We start from the raw sequence: 17,514 nt of genomic DNA, 5'->3' as shown, positions 1-17,514 counted from the left end.
GCAACCCGCCGTGCCTGTCCTCCTCCTGCTCACCCTGCTCGGCGTCGCGGCCTGCGACAGCGAGCCCAAGGCCCTCGCCCCGCCTCCCACGGAGCCGGAGCCCGAGGTGCCAGAGCCGGAGCCCGAGGTGCCCGAGCCCGAGCCCCCACGCTTCGACGTGGTGGAGGCGGGAGAGGACAGGCCCGGCGGTGACACCAGCGTCGATGACTCCGGCGCCGCCGCCTTCACGCGGCCGGCGGGGAACCTGTCGCTGGCGCGGCGCGCGGAGTTCTTCGTGGGGGAGTCCGTCTTCGAGGCCAACTGGGTGGCCGCTCCCACCAACACCAACCCCGAGCGCGACGGGCTGGGCCCCGTCTTCCACTCCGTCTCCTGCCTGGCCTGTCACCTGGGCAATGGCCGGGGGCGGCCTCCAGAAGGAGGCGAGGTCGCCGACACGCTGCTGGTGCGCCTGTCGGTGCCCGGCACCGACTCCCACGGCGGCCCCAAGCCGGAGCCCACCTATGGCGACCAGCTCCAGCCCCGGGGCGTGGGCGCCGTGCCCGCCGAGGGACAGGTGCGCGTGGAATGGACGGACGTGCCGGGCACCTTCGTGGACGGCGAGGCGTACACACTCCAGTCCCCGGCGCTGCTCCTGACGGACCTGGCCCACGGCCCGCTGTCGCCCGACACGCGCACGTCCGCGCGGGTGGCGCAGCCCATGGTGGGCCTGGGCCTGCTGGCGGCGGTGGACGAAGCGACGCTGCTTGCCTGGGCGGACCCGGACGATGCGAATGGCGACGGCATCTCCGGCCGGCCCAACCGCGTGTGGAACCACCTGCTGGGCCGCGAAGTGGTGGGCCGCTTCGGGTGGAAGGCGAACCAGCCGGACATCGAACACCAGAACGCGGCGGCGCTCTTGGGAGATTTGGGCCTCACCACCACGCTGTTCCCGACGGAGAACTGCACGCTGGCGCAGGCCGCATGCGGGGCCGCGCCCCACGGCGGAGTGCCCGAGGTGAGCGAGCGGCAGCGGGTGGCGCTCGACTTCTATTCGCACACCGTGGCGGTGCCCACGCGCGTGGGCGTGGACACAGGCCCCGTCCTGCGCGGCAAGGCCGTCTTCCACCGGGTGGGCTGCGCGAAGTGCCACCGGCCGTCCGTCACCACCGGCACGCTCGCCGGCTACCCGGAGCTGTCCGGCCAGCTCATCTGGCCCTACTCGGACCTGCTGCTGCACGACCTGGGCGAGGCGCTGGCCGACGGGCGCGAGGACTTCCTCGCCTCCGGCCGCGAGTGGCGCACCGCGCCCCTGTGGGGCCTGGGCCGCGCGCGGGCGGTGAGCGGACACTCGCGCCTGTTGCATGACGGGCGGGCGCGCACGCCCCTGGAGGCCGTCCTCTGGCACGGCGGAGAGGCCGCGTCCGCGAGAGACGCCGTGCGCGCGCTGGCGAAGGAGGAGCGCGACGCGCTCGTGGCCTTCCTCGACTCGCTCTGAGCAGTCAGGCGCGGGCGGTGGGGGGGCCGTCCAGCGGCAGGCGGACGCGGAACGTGGAGCCCTCGCCGGGCGTGCTGTCCACGGACACCTCGCCGCCATGTGCCTCGACGATGCGGCGCAGCCGGTACAACCCCAGGCCCAGCCCGCCGTAGTGACGCACCGGCACCGCGCGCTCGAAGCGGCGGAACAGGCCCTCCACCCGCTCCGGGGCGATGCCGATGCCGTGGTCCCTCACCCACAGCGTCGCCGTGTCCTCCGCGCACTCCAGCGCGACCTCCACGGGCTTGCCGGGGCCGAACTTCATCGCGTTGGACAACAGATGGAACACCACCTGCCCCAGCCGCGCGCCGTCCCAGCGGCCCTGCGTCGGTGACAGCGGCCCGAGCACCAGCTCACAGCCCGCGCGCGCCGCGGCCGACTCCGAGCGCGCCACCACGTCACGCACCACCGCCGACAGGTCCACGACGTCCAGGTGCAGGTGCGGCGGCCCTCCCTGGAACTGGGACACGTCCAGGAGCGACTCCACCAGGTCCGACATCCGCTGCACCTGCCGGTCCGCGGCCTCCAGCGCGCGCTCCAGCCGAGGAATGGCCTGGGCCACACCCAGCACCCTCAGCGCCCCCTGCGCGCCCTGCACCCTCAGCCGCAGCGCGGCCAGCGGCGTGCGCAGCTCGTGCGCCGCCACGCTGAGGAAGTCGTCGCGCGCGCGCACCGCCTCGCGCGCCTCGCGGTACAGCCGCAGCTGCTCCGTCACGTCGCCGATGATGCCCGCCATGCGCACCGGCTGGCCCTGGGCATCGCGTGACGCGCGCCCGCGACTCACACAGGAGCGGTAGCCCCCCGTCGCGTGCCGCAGCCGGAAGGCCACGTCGTACGGCGCGCTCCGCTCCAGGTGCTCGGTGAACGCGGCCAGCACGCCCGCCCGGTCCTCCGGGTGCAACAGCTCCACGAAGGCGTCATACGTGCCCGCGAAGTCCTGCGGCGTCAGCCCCAGCATCTCCAGGAGGCGCGAGCTGAAGTAGAGCGAGCCCCGCCGCAGGTCCCAGTCCCAGAAGCCGTCGTAGGAGCCGTTCACCACCAGCCGGAAGCGCTCCTCGCTCTCGCGCGTGCCGCGCTCCGCCTGCTCCAGCAGCCCCACCCGCCGCTCCAGCTGCCGCACCACCCGGTAAAGGTGGTCCTCGGTGGCCAGCTCCCCTCCGGGCACCAGCGGCGCGGGGCCTCCCGCCTTGAGCGCGCGCAGGAGCGCCCCCACCAGCTCCTCCCCGTCCTGCGTGCGCCGCACGAAGCCGTTGGCCCCCACGTTGTGCGCCATGCGCAGGTCCAGCTCGTCCGGCGACAGCGTGTGCGTGAGGATGAACGGCACGCGCGACAGCCAGGGGTCCTGCCGCAGCGTCAGGCACAGCTTGTAGCCATCCATGCGCGGCATCAGCGCGTCCGCCAGCACCACGTCCGGCCGCCGCCGCCGCGCCACCTCCAGCGCCTGCAGGCCATCCGACGCGGACACCACCTGGAAGCGCAGCGGCACCAGCAGCAACTGCAACAGCTTGCGCGACACCGGGTCGTCATCCGCCACCAGCACCAGCGGCCGGTGCGCGCCCGGCTCCTGCCCCGGCAGCGCCTGCCTCACCCCCTCCACCAGCCCCGACAGCGTCAACGGCCGCCACAAGAAGCCCGTCAGCGGCAGCGAGCGCCGGCGCACCACCTCTTCCTCAGCGGGGAAGGCCAGCACGTACAACCCCACCGCCGTCGTCTCCAGCGCCCGGCGGAACGCCGCCAGGCCGTCCTGGCCCGTGGCCAGCAGCCCCGCGGCGACAATCACCAGCAACACCGGCTGCGCCTGGAGCAGCGAGGCGGCCGCCCCCACGTCCGCCAACGCCACGACCTGCCAGCCCTGGCTCTCCAGCGCGAGCACCTGGAGCTCCCGGGCGACACTGGCCTCTTCGATGAGCAGCAGGCTGGGCTTCGTCACGGCGAGGGGGACCCGGAGACACGAGCAACAGGGCCAGTCCAGCGCCCCGCGGAACGAAAAGGCGCAAGTGTGTGCACTCGTCGCAGTGAGTCAAGGTACCCGTGTCCAAGTGTTCGCCGGGCAAACACCCGCCCTGCCCGCCGAGCAGCCCACGGCGCCCTCCCCTCCCAACCCCGGTACACGGACTCTGCGACAAAAAACACCTTGGATGCTTTTACAACACAGATACGACAACCAGCCTGACGCCCTCTCCCCTCCCTCCTCCCCTGGCCTCGTGCCCCAGCCCACGCCAGCCGGATGCGCCCTTGACGCTGGGCCCGAGCCGGGCCGCACGCGGCGCGAACCCTGGCGCTTCCGGCACTGCGTCACCGGTGACTCATGAGTTGCACCTGCACCCGGGACTCACACGACTTCCTGTTTCTGATTCAACCCCCTGGCCCGCTCCATGACGCGCGGTGCCGACTGTCATCCTTGAGACATCCGGAGGCCGTGTCGCCCGAGCGCCGTGGCCATTTGGAACCTCGCGGGGTCCAGGTGCGTCCAGAACAAGGGCCGTGGAAGCCAGGAAGCGCGGACAGTCGTTCCGCACAAGGATTGCACCAGTATCCTGGACTCCCGGTTGTTGTTTCCGTATCAGGGAGTCTGGGGGGACCCGGCGGGCAAGCCACTCCAGTCCTCGACATCGGACGTTGCGACACGGTCGAGGTGAAAGTGTCCCGCAGATCGGTTATGCGAAAAGATATCATGGGAGCCAAACGAATCGCCGTGCAGCCGAAGCTCGCTGATTTCCAGGAGAGGATCCGCGCGTCGGGTCTTCGCAGCACCGCGCCCCGCGTGGCGGTGCTTCGCGAGCTGGAGTCCGCCACCGCGCCAATGAGCCACGCCGACCTGGTGGATGCGCTGGGTGACGAGGGCTATGACCGGGTGACCATCTACCGCAACCTGACGGACCTCACCGAGGCCGGCCTGGTGGTGCGCGCGGACCTGGGGGACCACGTGTGGCGCTTCGAGCTGCGACGCTCGGGCGATGAGCACAGCGGCAACCACCCGCACTTCACCTGCACCGACTGCGGCACGGTGGCGTGCCTGCCGGAGGAGTCCATCCGCATCGCCTCCTCCAAGGGCGTGCCCCGCGCGGTGGCCCAGAAGAGCGTGGACGTGCAGCTGCGCGGCGTCTGCGACCGCTGCGCCTGAAGTCCCGGCCGCTCGCGAGGCCGAGCGCCTGGCCGTCGCGAGGTGACGGCCGCCCGGGCCCCCCGTTCAAGCGGCAGAGGGCCCGAGCGAGCTACATGTGACAGGACGCGGGAGTCAGCCTCCTCCCGCGCCCGGTGCATCCCCACTGACTACTGGATGGTGTAGGCCACGGTGCCGCTGCACGAGTTGCTGGAGTAGCAGCCCGCGCGCATCGTGTACGTGCCCGCCGTCGTGGCCGTATGGGAGACGAAGGACAGCAGGCTGCACGAGTCGTCGTTGCTCGCCACCGTCGTGCCCGCCGAGTTGACCAGGCGCAGGAACGTGTCACCCGTACCGGAGGCGCCGGGCAGCGTGCAGGTGCCGAACTGGAGCGTCTGACCGGCGGCCAGCGTCACCGTCTTGTCCGTGGTGTTCACCGTCGCGTTGTTGGTGGCGGTGGCGGTGAAGGGGAACGTCGTGGTGGGCGGTGGGTTGGTGGTGCCGCACAGCCGCAGGCTGCCCGCCACCGCGCAGTACGCCGTCACCGCCGGGCGAACGTAGGTGATGTCCTCGCCGCGGCAGCCCGTCTCCGTGCAGGTGTTGACGATGTTGCAGCCGCCGCTGGAGACGTAGTCCGTCTCGCCGCGGACGAGGATGCCCGCCACGGTGTAGCCGGTGTTCTCGTACACGCCGGAGCCGGAGTTGCCGCCGAACGTGTCGGTGGAGGCGACGAAGTAGTCCAGCGTGCTGGCGCGCGCGTTGCGCACCGAGCCGCCGTCGTCAATCTTGAAGGGGATGCCGCTGCCCGAGCCGATGACCGTCACCTTCGAACCCACCGCCAGCGCGGTGTTGCCGGCGCGGATGGGCGCGGGCTCGAAGCGCGGCGTGGCGGCGCGGTCCAGCTTGACGATGGCGTAGTCCAGGTTGAGCGGGCTCGACACCTGCTGGCGCACGACGATGGACGTGCACGAGAAGATGTCCGCGGACGTCACCGTCTGCATCCCGGTGGCGGACGTGCGGTAGAAGTTGAAGACGAAGCGCGTGTTCGCGCACGCGGACGCGCTGGTGATGCAGTGGCCCGCCGTCAGCACCAGGTCATCGTCGATGAGCGTGCCCGAGCAGAACGCCGGCGTCAGGTCGTTCAGGAAGCGCTGGTTGGAGCACAGGCCATACGCCGTCCCCAGCGGGGACGCGTTGAACGTGACGTTGCCGTTGGAGCCCACGGTGTAGTCGGACGGGTTCATCAGCGCCACGGTGGACTTCTGCGCCCGCTGCCGCAGCGTCGCGTTCGCATGCGCGTAGACATCCGTGCGGTTGTCGGTGCCGTAGACCACCGGCTGCGCGGCGGTGTCCGTTGGCGCCGTCTCCTGGCCCGCCTCCGGCGCCGGTCCACAGGCGGCGAGAGACACCGTACACAGCAACGACGCGAACAGCTTCCTGCCTGCTCCACTTCGACGGATGGTGCGCATGAAGACAGCTCCCTGGGATTGAGCGCCCGCCGAGCAGGCGGGCAGCCGGGCGCATCTTCAGCCCAACCAGCAATACGAGCAAATCAGTCCAGATGTATCTTTCGTTTAACTTGAATTAACGCAACCCCATTGCAATTCATGAACAATGGCGTGTGCTTCTGGGGCAAGCGGGCCGTCGGGTGGTGAGCACTCCCTGAGCCAGATCGCCAGCGAAGCGCTTCCGCTCGGACGGTAGCGACCCCATCGTTACCGCGGTGTGGGAGCGAGTCCGCCCCGGACCAGGGTGGGAGGACGGGTGCAACCGCTTCAGACACTGCTCGTCGTGGACGACGATTTGGACATCCGCGACGCGCTCCAGGACGCGTTCGAGCTGGAGGGCTACTCGGTGCTGCTCGCCGCGGACGGCCTGGAGGCGCTCGCGCACCTGCGGCATGCAGGCTGCTCGCGGCCGCACCTCATCCTGCTCGACTTGATGATGCCGAGGATGGACGGCTTCGCCTTCCGCGAGGCGCTGCGCCATGACACCTCGCTGTCGGACATCCCCGTCGTCGTGGCGAGCGCGGACCTGCACCTCGAGTCCGCCGCGAAGGAGCTCGACGTGGCGGGCTGCCTGCGCAAGCCGCTGGACTTGAACGAGCTCTTGTCCACGGTGAAGCGCCTGAGCCTCGCCGGCTGAGCCTCGCCCTGCCCGCCCGCATGCTCTCCGGGCGAGGTGACGTGGTGATGCGCCGGACAGGTTGGCGAAAGGGAGGCACGCTCCCCACCCTTGCTCCCAGAAGACATTCATCTGACCCCAAGGGAGAGGGAACCCCATGAAGAAGCTCATCACCACGTTCGCGCTGTGCGTCGGCTCCGCTGCATTCGCCCAGAGCGCGCCCGCCGAGCAACCCTCACAGAACCAGATTCCCAGCTCCGGAGCGCGCATCCAGACGGGTGTGGACGCCACCGACGTGGGCCGCGGCATCAACGGCGCCTCGAAGGAGGCCTCCCAGGTCCCCGGCGTGGACAACACCTTCAAGAAGGCGCACTCGCTCAACATCAAGGGCACCGTGAAGGAAGCGGATGACGACAGCGTGAAGCTGGCGCGCAAGGACCTGCCCGACGCCGAGCTGGACGTGAAGCCCCAGACGACGGTGAAGCTGGACGGCAAGACGGTACGGGCCGACCAGCTCCCCGAGGGCGCGGAGGTGCACGCCCGCTTCCAGCTCAGCGGTGACAACGCCGTCGCCGTGGAGCTGCGCGCCACCAGCCCCAAGGGCGCCAAGGGCACGGGCGGCTCCGGCACCGACGCCGTGAAGGAGGACGCCAAGAAGGCCGGCGACAAGGTGGAGCAGACGGGCGACGACCTGAAGCAGGACGTGGACGACGCCGTGCACTGAAGTCGCTGACGCCTTCCAGCCGACAGGCTCCCAGGCCCGCTTCCCTCACGGGGGGCGGGCCTGGTCATTTCCGGCGACCCGTCGAAGCGAGGCATTGCCCACGGTGGGCAGCGCGCTTCCCTCTTTCGCCCGCATGTCCCCGCGCCGCGCCCGGTACGCCGCTTGCTCCACACCGGGGACGGGAGGATTCGGTGATTCGACGACTGTTGGGCGCGTGTGTCGGTGTGGCGTTGGTGATGGCGGCGGGAGCCTGCGACAGTTCGAAGGGGACGGACCCGAAGGGCGGTGGTGGCGACATCCAGTCACCCTCGGAGGATGGCGGCCCGGGCACGGACGACGCGGGCCCTGGCGACGGCGGCACGGACCCCGTTCCGGATGGCGGCACGGACCCGGTTCCCGGCGACGGCGGCACGGACCCGCTTCCTGGCGACGGCGGCACGGACCCGCTTCCTGGCGACGGCGGCACGCAGCAGCCCACGACGCCCGAGGGCCCCTGGCCCACGGACGCGCTGACGGACTACAGCGCGAAGTACGACATCCCCAAGGTCCGCTCGGTGGGCGTGGATGCGGCGCACAACATCTGGCTGCTCAACGGCAGCCAGATTGGCGTGCTGCGCGCGGGCACGCAGCGGCCGGTGTGGAACAGCCAGCCCATCGGTCAGGCGAGCCTGGGCCTGGGCTGGGAGCCCGACAAGCTCGCCATCGACTCCACCGTCATCTGCGGCGGCAAGGCCGGCGAGGCCTACGTCGGCTACCGGACGCACGACGAAATCGTGGGCGGCCAGCGAATCGTCGGACGGGGTGAGGAGGGCTTCTCCGAGGAGCGATACTTCGAGTTCCAGAAGGGCGACGTGGACGTCGTGCAGCTCAACGGCGAGGGCTCCGACATCGTGCTGCGCGAACACCTGTATCGCTCCGCGGGCACCAGCCGGCCCAGCCGCAACGAGCCCATCGGCATCCGCAACAGCAACGACTTCCACTACGACGAGGACCGCTCCGTCTACTCCTGCGCCCGGGTGATGAGCGGCACGTATGAAGGCGAAGTCTATGTCGGCACCAACCACGGCGTGACGCGCATCCGCGGCTACGACTACAGCAGCCACCGGCACCCCGCGTGGTGGCAGACCATCCCGAACGAGGACCCGAGCAAGCCTCCCAAGCAGTCCCAGCGCGCCGGCTACACCTACGGGCTTGGAATCTCGGCGGAGGGCCACCTGCTCATCGCCAACGACTGGAAGATTGGCATCCTGCCTCCCAACGCGGACCTCAAGTGGTGGGACCGGGAGAATCGCGACGGAGTGCCCGCCGACGCGGAGATTTCCGAGTACCTGCTCAACACCTTCGTGGACCCCGTCAACCCGGGCCCCGACCAGTACCGCGACCAGGCGACGCCCCATAACAACTGGCGCGGCATCCAGAAGACGAAGGACGGCCTCTACTACGTGGCCGGCCTGGGCAGCGGCCTGTGGCAGTTCCAGGCGCAGCCCCAGCGACATGACCCGAAGAAGTACGCCGACACGGACTACGTCCGAATCGAAGGCGCGAACACCAGCGACTACACGGCGCTGGCGGCCACCGACGACGGCTCGCTCTTCGTCGGCACGGCGCGCAACGGCCTGTGGCGCCTGACGCCGGCCAAGCAGTTGGAGAAGGTGGCGGGCGTCAGCGGCGGCGAGGTGCGGCAGCTCGTCTATGACCCCCGCGTGACGCCCTCCGCGCTGTACGTCCTGATTGACGGCAAGCTGTTCGTGCTGCGCGGGAACTGACACACCCGGGCCGCTCGCTCACACGGCGGACCGCTTCGACGGGCGCCTTCCTTCCGGACTCTCCGGAAGGGGGGCGCCCGTTGCTCGTGGGTCGCTACTTCGCCCGGCCGCCCACCACCACCGCCGGGGCGACGGCGGGCGCCGCGCGCGGCTGGGTGGGCAGGCGGAGGATGAACGTGGAGCCCTGGCCCTGGGCGGAGCGCACGGTGATGCTGCCGCCCATGGCCTCGACGATTTGCCGGGTGATGTAGAGGCCCAGGCCCAGGCCGCCGTAGTGACGCTCGGAGACGGCGCGCTCGAACTTGCCGAACAGGCGCGCCATGCCGTCCTCGGAGATGCCGATGCCGTGGTCCTTCACGGCCAGCACCGCCATGGTGCCCTCGCCCACCAGCGAGATTTCCACCGGCCGCCCCGCGCCGTACTTGGCCGCGTTGGACAGGAGGTTCACCAGCACCTGCTCCACGCGCAGCGGGTCCCACTGGCCCGGCAGCGTCCCCGACACGTGCACGGACAGCTCGCAGCCGGCGCGCGCGAACTCCTCGGAGAACGCGTCCACCATCTGCCGGACGACCTGGACCAGGTCCAGCTCGCGCGGCTCCAGGCTCAGCTTGCCCGCCGCCACCCGGGACACGTCCAGCAGCGTGTTCACCAGGCTGCCCAGCCGCGACAGCTGCCGCTCCAGCACCTGACCGCGCGGCGCCAGCTCCCGGCCCAGCTCGGGATGGGCGCCCGTCACCTGGCGCAACAGGAGCTGCAGGTGCAGGCGCATGCTGGTGAGCGGCGTGCGCAGCTCGTGGGCGGCGACGCTGAGGAACTCGTCACGGGCGCGCACGGCCTCCTGCGTCTCGCGCAGGGCCTGCTCACGCACCGCGCGCTCCCGGGCCGCTCCCGCGTCGCGCTGGGCCTCCACGCGGCGGCGCTCCGTGAGGTCCTCCACGTAGATGCACGCGGCGATGACCTCGCCGTCGCGGAGCACCGGGTGGTAGCTGGCGCGGAAGACGCGCGTGCGCTCCACGCCGGCGCCGGGCTCGCGGTGGATGATGTCCACGCCGTCCAGGGGCTCGCCCGTCTCCAGCACGCGGCGCACCCGGCGGGCGGTGTCGCCCAGGGACGAGTGGGGGTTCATCACCTCGTCCATGAGCCGTCCGAGGTGGGCCTCGCGCGGCCGGCCGTTGAGGGAGGCCAGGGCCTCGCTCACCTCGACGAAGCGCAGCTCGCGGTCCACCACCGCCATGCCCAGGGGCATGGTGCCCATCAGCTCGGAGAGGGCGACGGGGCGCGAGCCGACGGGCAGGGCCTCCTGCCCTCCAAGGCCCGTCTCACCGGCTGGCGTCAACACGTCCGGGCCCATGTCGGGGGCCGTCCCAAGCCGGGGGCTCATCGTCTCCGCGTGTGTACCAACCTCGTCGGACGCCGTCACCGCATGCCCCCCGGCAGTGTGTCCAATGGTGGAAGAAAGGCCCGAGGCCCCCCTGGAATCTTCCCGGAATCATGACGGTTTTCCCCTCACCCCGCTCGCTGGCCGCAAGGAGGGCAGGCGTGCGCGGGACACCTGCTTCAACCCACCTCCCCCGGCTCCGTACAATCGGGCGCTCACCGCCTCCGGCCGGAAAAGGAACCGCATCGCATGCGCTTGAGACGTCTGGCTCGCCGTCGCCCCTCGTCGTCCTCGTCCGGTGGACCGCACCTGGAGTCCCATCAGGGAGGCCGCAACGAGCTGGTGGCCTGGAGCGGCGCGGATCCGCTGCGCCCGGAGCGGCGCCTGCGCTGGAGGGACCACTTTACCCTCACGGAGAACGTGCTGCACCTGCCGCACCTGCCGGAGTGTCATGACGGCCTGCGCGTGGCGCAGCTCTCCGACGTGCACGTGGGGCAGGCGACGTCCGAGGTGCGCATCCGCCGCGCGGTGGAGGCCGTCAACTCGGAGTCCCCCGACCTGGTCTTCCTCACGGGCGACTACGTCACCCACAGCCCCAAGCCGCTGCCGCGCGTGCGCGACGTGCTCTCCGGGCTGAAAGGCCACGTCTTCGTGGTGCTGGGCAACCATGACCACTGGGTGAACGCGCCCTACCTGCGCCAGTGCTTCGAGCACCTGGGCTACACCGTGCTCCAGAACGAGCACCGCGTGGTCCACATGCGCGGCGCCCCGGTGACGGTGCTGGGCGTGGATGACGGGCGCACCGGCCGCGACGACGTGGAGGCGACCTTCCGGGGCGCGCCGGAGTCCGGCACCCGGCTGGTGCTGGCCCACACGCCGCCCACGGTGGACAAGCTGCCCGCGCAGGGCAACCTGGTGCAGTTCTCCGGGCACACGCACGGCGGACAGTTCATCGTCCAGGGCCTCACCGAGCGGCTGTTCCGTCGCGCGGGCCAGCCCTACATCCGCGGGCACTACCAGGTGAACGGCAACCAGCTCTACGTGAATCGCGGGCTGGGCTTCGGCTTCGGCGGCCCGTACCTGCGCCGGGGCAGCGAGCCGGAAGTCGCCTTCTTCACCCTGCGCGCGGCGACGGCCGTGGCGGCGGTGGGCTGAAACTCGCGAGCTCGCGGGCCTGCCGGGCTCGCGAGCTTCCGGGCGTCCGAGCTTCGGGGCCCTCTCAGGGCCTCAGCGGCGTGCCGAGTCGTCCCCCGCCGAGCAGGCCCTCCTTGCGTCCCCCGCGACGCAGGCTGAAGGGGCCGGAGCCGAAGTAGACGATGAAGAGCGCGCCTCCGGCCATGGAGAGGTTCTTCATGAAGTGGATGAGCTGATCCTGCGCCTGCACCGGGTCGGCGATGAGCCAGAAGCGGTGGACCATGAAGGCCGCGCACACCAGGAAGATGGCGATGGCCGCGGCCCCCAGGCGGGCGAGCACGCCGAGCAGCACGGACAGCCCTCCAAGCACCAGCGCCGCGCCCGACAGCAACACCGCCCAGCGCGGCTCTGGGATGCCGGAGCTCTGCGCGTACGCCGTGAGGGCGTCGAGCTGGATGAAGTGATTCAAGCCGCTGGTGATGAAGATGGCGGAAAAGAGCAGCCGACCGAGCGGCGCGAGCACTCCCATGTAAGGCCTCCTGTGTCCCACCAACGCCGGGGCGTGGAAGTCATTCTCAACCTGCCCATGACTTCCCGCGAGGCAGCCGGCGCTCGCCTCCCCGCTCGCCTTCCGGGTGGCGTCGCGGGCCATGGGTCGCCCAGACGGACTGCGACAACACGCCACACGCGACGGGGGCGGCCCGGGGCGTATCGTCTTCGCCGTCGTGAAAGCCTCCCTCGCCCTCCTTCTGTTCTGCGGCGCCGTGCTGGCGCCCGTCTCCCCCGCCTGGGCCTGCGCCACGTGTGCGTGTGGGGACCCGACGCTCACCTCCATGGGCACCGAGCAGCCGTTCTCCGGACGGCTGCGCCTGTCCACCACCCTGCGGGCCTGGGGGCACACGGTGGGACAGGAGCGCGTGGATGCGCTGCGGCTGCGCGAGGCGCGCATGGACGTGGCGGTGGCGTACGCGCCGCTGCCCTGGCTGTTCCTGTCGGCCACGCTGCCCTTGCAGGCGCGCGAGGTGCGCTCGGTGAGCCTGGCCCGCGAGCGCGGGTGGGGCGTGGGCGACGTGGAGGTGAGCGCGAAGGCGTTCCTGTACCAGGACCGCGAGTTCTCCGCGGACCACCTCTTCAGCGTGCTGGCGGGAGTGAAGCTGCCCACCGCGCCCCGGCTGCGCGCGGAGGACGGCACGCTGTTGGATTTGGACACGCAGCTCGGCAGCGGCTCGGTGGACCCGCTGGCGGGCGTGGCGTACCAGCACTTCCGGGGGGACTGGTCCTTCCTGGTCAGCGCCACGGGCTTCCTGCCCCTGCGCGGCATGCTGGGCTTCAAGGCGGGCCCGTCGGTGCGCACCACGCTGGCCGCGCAGTATCAGCCCGCGCCCAGGTGGGCGGTGCGGCTGGGGCTGGACGGACGGATAGAGGCCGCGGCGGATATCCACGGCGAGAAGGAGGAGAACGGCGGGGGCGTCATCGGCTACGCGTCGCCCGACGTCCTCTTCAGCCCCAGCACGGACATCGTGGTGGCCGCGGGTGTGCGGGTCCCCTTCTTCAACCGGCTCCACGGACGCGTGGCGCCCACTCCCATCGCGATGCTGTCCGTCGCGTATGACCTCTGAGCCATGCCTGTCGCCGTGAAGCGAAGCGCCGTGCCCGCCCTGTTGCTGTGTCTCGCCGGCTGTGGGGGTGGTGAGCGAATCGAGGGGATGGAGCTGACCTTGGGGCTCACCACCGCTCGGGCGCGCGGGGTGCCGGAGGCGGCGGGGGCGCGCACGCTCGTCACGGACGAGGGCACGCGGGCCACGCTCACCGGGGCGCTCGTCACGCTGGGCAGCGTGGAGCTGATTCCGTGCGAGGCGACGGGCTGGCGGCGGCTGTGGAACGAGCTGTCCCCGGTGGGGACGGCGTGGGCGCACTCGGTGTCGAACGCGCTGCGGCTGGGCACGCCGCACGTCGTCGCGCTGGGGGACACGGACGGAGTGGTGCTGCCGCTGGGGGTGATGCGTCCGCCGCCGGGGCGCTACTGCCGGGCGCGGCTCACCTTCGAGCCGGCGGACGAGGACGCGGAGGGCCTGTCCTCGGCGTCGCAGGGCGCGGTGCCGGTGGACATGCTGGGGTTGAGTCTGCATGTCCGGGGCACGCTGGCGGAGGGCGCGAGTGAGTTCGAGGTGGAGACGCGGGGCCGCTCGTCGGTGGACGTGCTGCTGGATGGAGTGGAGTTGACGGAAGACGCGCCGAAGGCGGCGCGGGTCTTCACACTGGCGTGGGATTCGTGGCTGGATGGCGTGGGCCCGGGCGAGTCTCCTCGCAACGTGGACCTGCTGGGCAATGTGGCCCGCTCCGCCTCGCTGCAGTCCGTTGTCGTGCCATGACGCCTCCCCTCCCCACCGAGCCTGCTTCGCGCGCCCGCATCAACCTGGAGTGGCTGCTGAAGCTGCGCTGGGGCCTGTTGCTGGGCCAGGCGCTGGTCATCGCGCTGGCGGCGTATGGGTTGGAGCTGGCGTTGCCGGTGCCGGTGCTGGCGGGGCTCCTGGGGTTGGAGGCCATCACCAACCTCGCGGTGCGAGCGTGGCTGGGCCGGGCGCGGGTGACGGAAGGCACCATCGGCAAGCTGATGCTGTGGGACACGCTGGTGCTCACGGGGCTCTTGGCGCTGAGTGGTGGCACGCACAACCCCTTCACCACGCTGTACCTGGTGAACGTGGCGCTGGGCACGGTGCTGCTGTCCTCGCGTTGGATGTGGAGCCTGTTGGGCTTCACGCTGACGGCGTTCGGTTCGCTGTTCCTGCTGCAGGACGTGGTGTTGGTGCCGGGGCTGTCGCGGCCGGACCACGCGGCGCTGATGCGGCTGCACATCAATGGCATGTGGGTGGCGTTCGCGGTGGCCGCGGGCTTCATCGTGTACTTCGTGCAGCGGGTGACGCGGGCGCTGGAGGAGCGCGAGCAGGAGCTGGCGCAGGCGCGAGCGCAGCATGCGCGGCGGGAGAAGGTGGCCTCACTGGCGACGCTGGCGGCGGGCGCGGCGCATGAGCTGTCCACGCCCTTGTCGACCATCGCGGTGGTGTCGAAGGAAGTGGAGCGGGCGCTGACGGCGGCGGGGACTTCCGAGGCGGTGCGTGAGGACCTGCGCCTCATCCGTCAGCAGGTGGACCGCTGTCGCGACGTGCTGGTGCAGATGTCGGCGGACGCGGGGCAGACGACGGGAGAGGCCTTCCATCCGATGCCGCTGGGGCGGTTGGTGGAGGACTCGCTGTCGGAGCTGTCGGGCGTGGAGCGCGTGCGGGTGGAGCTGCCCGAGGCGTTGAGCGCGTGGCGGGTGCAGGGGCCGCCGCGAGCGCTGGCGCGGGTGGTGCGAGGGCTGGTGAAGAACGCGCTCCAGGCGTCGCCGCCGTCAAGGACTGTGGAGCTGCGGGTGGTGGCGGGGAGAGGAGGCGCGCGGCTGGAGGTGCGCGATGGGGGCGCGGGGATGCCGGCGGAAATCCTGGCGCGAGCGGGCGAGCCCTTCTTCACCACGAAGGCGCCGGGTGAGGGCATGGGGTTGGGATTGTTTCTGGCGCGCACGTTGGCGGAGCAGCTCGGCGGTTCGCTGGAGTTGAGGTCCACGCCGGGCCAGGGGACGGTGGCGAGTCTGGCATTGCCTGTCGGAGCGCCGCCCGCCACGGAGGTGGCGTCGTGAGCGCGGTGGGCGGTGATGGGCATCACCCGAGTCTGTTGCTCGTGGATGACGACGCGACGCTGCGGGAGCGACTGGCGCGGGCGTTTCGTGAGCGCGGGTGGGAGGTCACCACTGCGGGTGACTACGACTCGGCGCTGGCGGCGGCGCGGCGGGAGTCACCGGAGTACGCGGTGGTGGACCTGCGCATGCCGGGGCGCAGCGGATTGGAAGTGGTGAAGGATTTGCTGGCGGTGGATGCGTCCACGAAGGCGATTGTGCTCACGGGGTATGGGAGCATCGCGACGACGGTGGATGCGATTCGACTGGGGGCGGTGAACTACCTGCCCAAGCCGGCGGACGTGGACGACATCCTCGCGGCCTTCGAGCGAGCTTCGGGCGAGCCGTCACTGGCGGCGCCGGAGACGTTCGAAGCGCCCTCGCTGGCGCGAGCGGAGTGGGAGCACATCCACCGCGTGCTCGCGGACTGCGCGGGGAACATCTCCGAGGCCTCGCGCAAGCTCGGCATCCACCGCCGCTCGCTCCAGCGCAAGCTCCAGAAGTACCCGCCGGCGCGGTAGCGGGGCACCTACTCGGGGTCCGCCTTCAACTCTTCGGGAAGAGGCGCGACCATGAACAGTCGCCGTCCTTGTGCTTCGACGACCATGAAGCCCTTGCCGGCAATTCTCACACGCTCGGAGTTCCGGGCTGTGCCGCTGGCGAGCCACTGGTCCGCTGCTTCTCGCGTCGCGAAGTCGTGGGAGACTTCGACGGTGAAGGCCGTATCGGAGAATCGCGCGTAGTACGTGGCGACGTCGTCCTCCTGCTCGCGGTCGCGGATGTAGAGCAGCGCGGCCTGGGCGAGTTCGAGCCGTCCAAATCGAGACCGGGCGTCTGTGCCATGGCGTCACTTCATACCTGTCACTCGCTTGGAGTGGGGCAAGTACCAGCGCACCACCCGGCTTGTTGGATGACCTTGGAGCATTGCCCGACAGGCAGGAGGAACATCCATGTCGGTGCTCTGACAGTGGCGCGTGCGTTGTTGCGCTCGTCGACTGTCGTGGCACCTGTACCTGGAAACCGGGCCTCATCGCCTGCTATGCGCGAGTGATGATTCGTGTCTGCGTAGCGGGAGTGACAGGTTGGGTGGGCCAGCCCCTCGCGGCGGCCATCGAAGCCGCCGATGACCTCGATCTGGTGGCGGCGGTGGCACGCAGTGCCCGTGGAGAACCCCTGGGTCGATTGACCATCAGCGGCTCCGTCGAGGAAGCGCTGGCGGTCCCATCCGACGTCTTCGTCGACTACACCAGCGCCGTGGCCGTGAAGGACAACGTGCTCGCCGCTGTACGCGCGGGACGCCACGCTGTCATCGGCAGCTCGGGGCTGACCGACGACGCGGTCCGGGAAATCGACGAGGCGGCCAGGAGCGCCAAGGTCGGCGTGCTCGCCATCGGCAACTTCGCCATCACCGCGGCCCTGCTCCAGCGTTTTGCCCTCGAAGCCGCACAGCATTTGTCATCGTGGGAAATCATCGACAGCGCCTACGCGGGGAAGATGGATGCTCCCAGCGGCATGGCACGCGAGCTGGCGGCGCGACTCACCGAGGTTCGGTCTCCCGACGTGGAAGTCCCTGTGGAGAAGACCGTGGGGGACGTCACCGCGCGAGGCGCGACAGTGAACCAGTCGCGCATCCACTCGATTCGCCTTCCAGGCTACACCATCGGTCTGGAGATTCGCTTCGGGCGACAGGATGAACGGCTGACCCTCTCGTATGACGGTGGGCCCGGAGCGACGCCTTACGTGGAAGGCACGCTGCTCGCCATTCGCCGCGTGCGCGAATTCATCGGCGTCACACGCGGGATGGACCGGCTCCTTTAGAATCGATTCTCCAGATGAAATTGTACCGGTGCGAGTGGAACTGGCACTGGGCTGGCGGGTGACGCTGGTGTCGCAGGGGAGGTCGACGCCTCGGGAGGAGACGGAGGCGAGGCAGGTGGAGCAACTGGCGTGGATGGAGCAACCTCTTTGTCCGGAGTGAACTCGGGGAGAGGATCCCCCACAACGCCTTGGGAAGTCACCGCATAGACTTCCCACCAATCGAGGACACGTCCACTCGGACC

At 70.5% G+C, this 17,514-nt stretch carries 16 protein-coding genes; 12 read left to right on the top strand and 4 right to left on the bottom strand.

Annotated features, from left to right (window positions below; genetic code table 11):
* Positions 1-10: 10 nt before the first annotated feature.
* On the top strand, positions 11-1,474 hold the full coding sequence (locus LZ199_RS34750) for a di-heme oxidoreductase family protein (RefSeq protein ID WP_253998065.1): 1,464 nt from the start codon (positions 11-13) through the stop codon (positions 1,472-1,474).
* 4 nt (positions 1,475-1,478) lie between these two features.
* Here LZ199_RS34750 and LZ199_RS34745 read toward each other — a convergent pair whose 3' ends face one another.
* Positions 1,479-3,443, bottom strand: a complete 1,965-nt coding sequence (locus LZ199_RS34745; RefSeq protein WP_253998064.1) for a hybrid sensor histidine kinase/response regulator — start codon at positions 3,441-3,443, stop codon at positions 1,479-1,481.
* 744 nt (positions 3,444-4,187) lie between these two features.
* Between LZ199_RS34745 and LZ199_RS34740 the strand changes: the two genes are divergently transcribed.
* Entirely contained in the window at positions 4,188-4,637 is a 450-nt protein-coding gene (locus LZ199_RS34740) for a Fur family transcriptional regulator (RefSeq protein WP_163870005.1), read from the top strand.
* A gap of 149 nt (positions 4,638-4,786) precedes the next feature.
* Here LZ199_RS34740 and LZ199_RS34735 read toward each other — a convergent pair whose 3' ends face one another.
* Positions 4,787-6,085, bottom strand: a complete 1,299-nt coding sequence (locus LZ199_RS34735; RefSeq protein WP_253998063.1) for a trypsin-like serine peptidase — start codon at positions 6,083-6,085, stop codon at positions 4,787-4,789.
* A gap of 295 nt (positions 6,086-6,380) precedes the next feature.
* On the opposite strand from LZ199_RS34735, the gene LZ199_RS34730 reads away from it, so the two are divergent.
* From LZ199_RS34730 to LZ199_RS34720, 3 genes are all read left to right on the top strand, one after another.
* The gene (locus tag LZ199_RS34730; RefSeq protein ID WP_253998062.1) at positions 6,381-6,761 is read left to right on the top strand and encodes a response regulator; all 381 of its coding nucleotides are present in this window, start codon (positions 6,381-6,383) and stop codon (positions 6,759-6,761) included.
* Positions 6,762-6,897: 136 nt separating this feature from the next.
* Positions 6,898-7,464 (top strand): zinc-binding metallopeptidase family protein, encoded by a 567-nt coding sequence (locus LZ199_RS34725; RefSeq protein ID WP_253998061.1) that lies wholly within the window; start codon positions 6,898-6,900, stop codon positions 7,462-7,464.
* A gap of 191 nt (positions 7,465-7,655) precedes the next feature.
* Positions 7,656-9,230 (top strand): ICP22 family protein, encoded by a 1,575-nt coding sequence (locus LZ199_RS34720; RefSeq protein WP_253998060.1) that lies wholly within the window; start codon positions 7,656-7,658, stop codon positions 9,228-9,230.
* A gap of 94 nt (positions 9,231-9,324) precedes the next feature.
* Here the strand turns inward: LZ199_RS34720 and LZ199_RS34715 are convergent, their stop codons facing one another.
* Positions 9,325-10,611: a sensor histidine kinase gene (locus LZ199_RS34715; protein ID WP_253998059.1), complete on the bottom strand. Its 1,287-nt coding sequence runs from the start codon at positions 10,609-10,611 to the stop codon at positions 9,325-9,327.
* A gap of 246 nt (positions 10,612-10,857) precedes the next feature.
* On the opposite strand from LZ199_RS34715, the gene LZ199_RS34710 reads away from it, so the two are divergent.
* The gene (locus LZ199_RS34710) at positions 10,858-11,763 is read left to right on the top strand and encodes a metallophosphoesterase (RefSeq protein ID WP_253998058.1); all 906 of its coding nucleotides are present in this window, start codon (positions 10,858-10,860) and stop codon (positions 11,761-11,763) included.
* Positions 11,764-11,827: 64 nt separating this feature from the next.
* On the opposite strand, the gene LZ199_RS34705 is transcribed toward LZ199_RS34710, so the two are convergent.
* Positions 11,828-12,271, bottom strand: a complete 444-nt coding sequence (locus LZ199_RS34705; protein WP_253998057.1) for a DoxX family protein — start codon at positions 12,269-12,271, stop codon at positions 11,828-11,830.
* A gap of 196 nt (positions 12,272-12,467) precedes the next feature.
* Here LZ199_RS34705 and LZ199_RS34700 point away from each other — a divergent pair, with 196 nt between their 5' ends.
* From LZ199_RS34700 to LZ199_RS46310, 6 genes are all read left to right on the top strand, one after another.
* On the top strand, positions 12,468-13,361 hold the full coding sequence (locus tag LZ199_RS34700) for a transporter (RefSeq protein WP_253998056.1): 894 nt from the start codon (positions 12,468-12,470) through the stop codon (positions 13,359-13,361).
* 3 nt (positions 13,362-13,364) lie between these two features.
* On the top strand, positions 13,365-14,114 hold the full coding sequence (locus LZ199_RS34695) for a hypothetical protein (RefSeq protein WP_253998055.1): 750 nt from the start codon (positions 13,365-13,367) through the stop codon (positions 14,112-14,114).
* Positions 14,111-15,418 carry an ATP-binding protein gene (locus LZ199_RS34690; RefSeq protein WP_253998054.1) on the top strand — a complete coding sequence of 436 codons (1,308 nt, stop codon included), beginning with the start codon at positions 14,111-14,113 and terminating at the stop codon, positions 15,416-15,418. The genes LZ199_RS34695 and LZ199_RS34690 overlap by 4 nt, the downstream gene beginning before the upstream one ends.
* Positions 15,415-15,975, top strand: coding sequence for a response regulator transcription factor (locus LZ199_RS34685; protein ID WP_253998053.1), 561 nt, complete (start codon positions 15,415-15,417; stop codon positions 15,973-15,975). Before LZ199_RS34690 ends, LZ199_RS34685 begins: the two co-directional genes overlap by 4 nt.
* Before the next feature lie 529 nt (positions 15,976-16,504).
* Complete coding sequence (locus tag LZ199_RS34680; RefSeq protein WP_256569648.1) at positions 16,505-17,272, top strand: 4-hydroxy-tetrahydrodipicolinate reductase; 768 nt, start codon at positions 16,505-16,507, stop codon at positions 17,270-17,272.
* Positions 17,273-17,300: 28 nt separating this feature from the next.
* The gene (locus LZ199_RS46310) at positions 17,301-17,432 is read left to right on the top strand and encodes a hypothetical protein (RefSeq protein ID WP_256569647.1); all 132 of its coding nucleotides are present in this window, start codon (positions 17,301-17,303) and stop codon (positions 17,430-17,432) included.
* Positions 17,433-17,514: the final 82 nt, after the last annotated feature.

The sequence above is a fragment of the Myxococcus qinghaiensis genome, assembly GCF_024198215.1.
Lineage (GTDB): Bacteria > Myxococcota > Myxococcia > Myxococcales > Myxococcaceae > Myxococcus > Myxococcus qinghaiensis.
This window is presented reverse-complemented; position numbering and strand designations above follow the sequence as displayed.

What these genes read in the sequence shown, in the direction of transcription:
- LZ199_RS34740 (WP_163870005.1), top strand. Translation starts at nt 4,188, where the DNA reads ATGGGAGCCAAACGAATCGCCGTGCAGCCGAAGCTCGCTGATTTCCAG.
- LZ199_RS34735 (WP_253998063.1), bottom strand. Translation starts at nt 6,085, where the DNA reads ATGCGCACCATCCGTCGAAGTGGAGCAGGCAGGAAGCTGTTCGCGTCG.
- LZ199_RS34725 (WP_253998061.1), top strand. Translation starts at nt 6,898, where the DNA reads ATGAAGAAGCTCATCACCACGTTCGCGCTGTGCGTCGGCTCCGCTGCA.
- LZ199_RS34715 (WP_253998059.1), bottom strand. Translation starts at nt 10,611, where the DNA reads ATGAGCCCCCGGCTTGGGACGGCCCCCGACATGGGCCCGGACGTGTTG.
- LZ199_RS34710 (WP_253998058.1), top strand. Translation starts at nt 10,858, where the DNA reads ATGCGCTTGAGACGTCTGGCTCGCCGTCGCCCCTCGTCGTCCTCGTCC.
- LZ199_RS34705 (WP_253998057.1), bottom strand. Translation starts at nt 12,271, where the DNA reads ATGGGAGTGCTCGCGCCGCTCGGTCGGCTGCTCTTTTCCGCCATCTTC.
- LZ199_RS34695 (WP_253998055.1), top strand. Translation starts at nt 13,365, where the DNA reads ATGCCTGTCGCCGTGAAGCGAAGCGCCGTGCCCGCCCTGTTGCTGTGT.
- LZ199_RS34690 (WP_253998054.1), top strand. Translation starts at nt 14,111, where the DNA reads ATGACGCCTCCCCTCCCCACCGAGCCTGCTTCGCGCGCCCGCATCAAC.
- LZ199_RS34680 (WP_256569648.1), top strand. Translation starts at nt 16,505, where the DNA reads ATGATTCGTGTCTGCGTAGCGGGAGTGACAGGTTGGGTGGGCCAGCCC.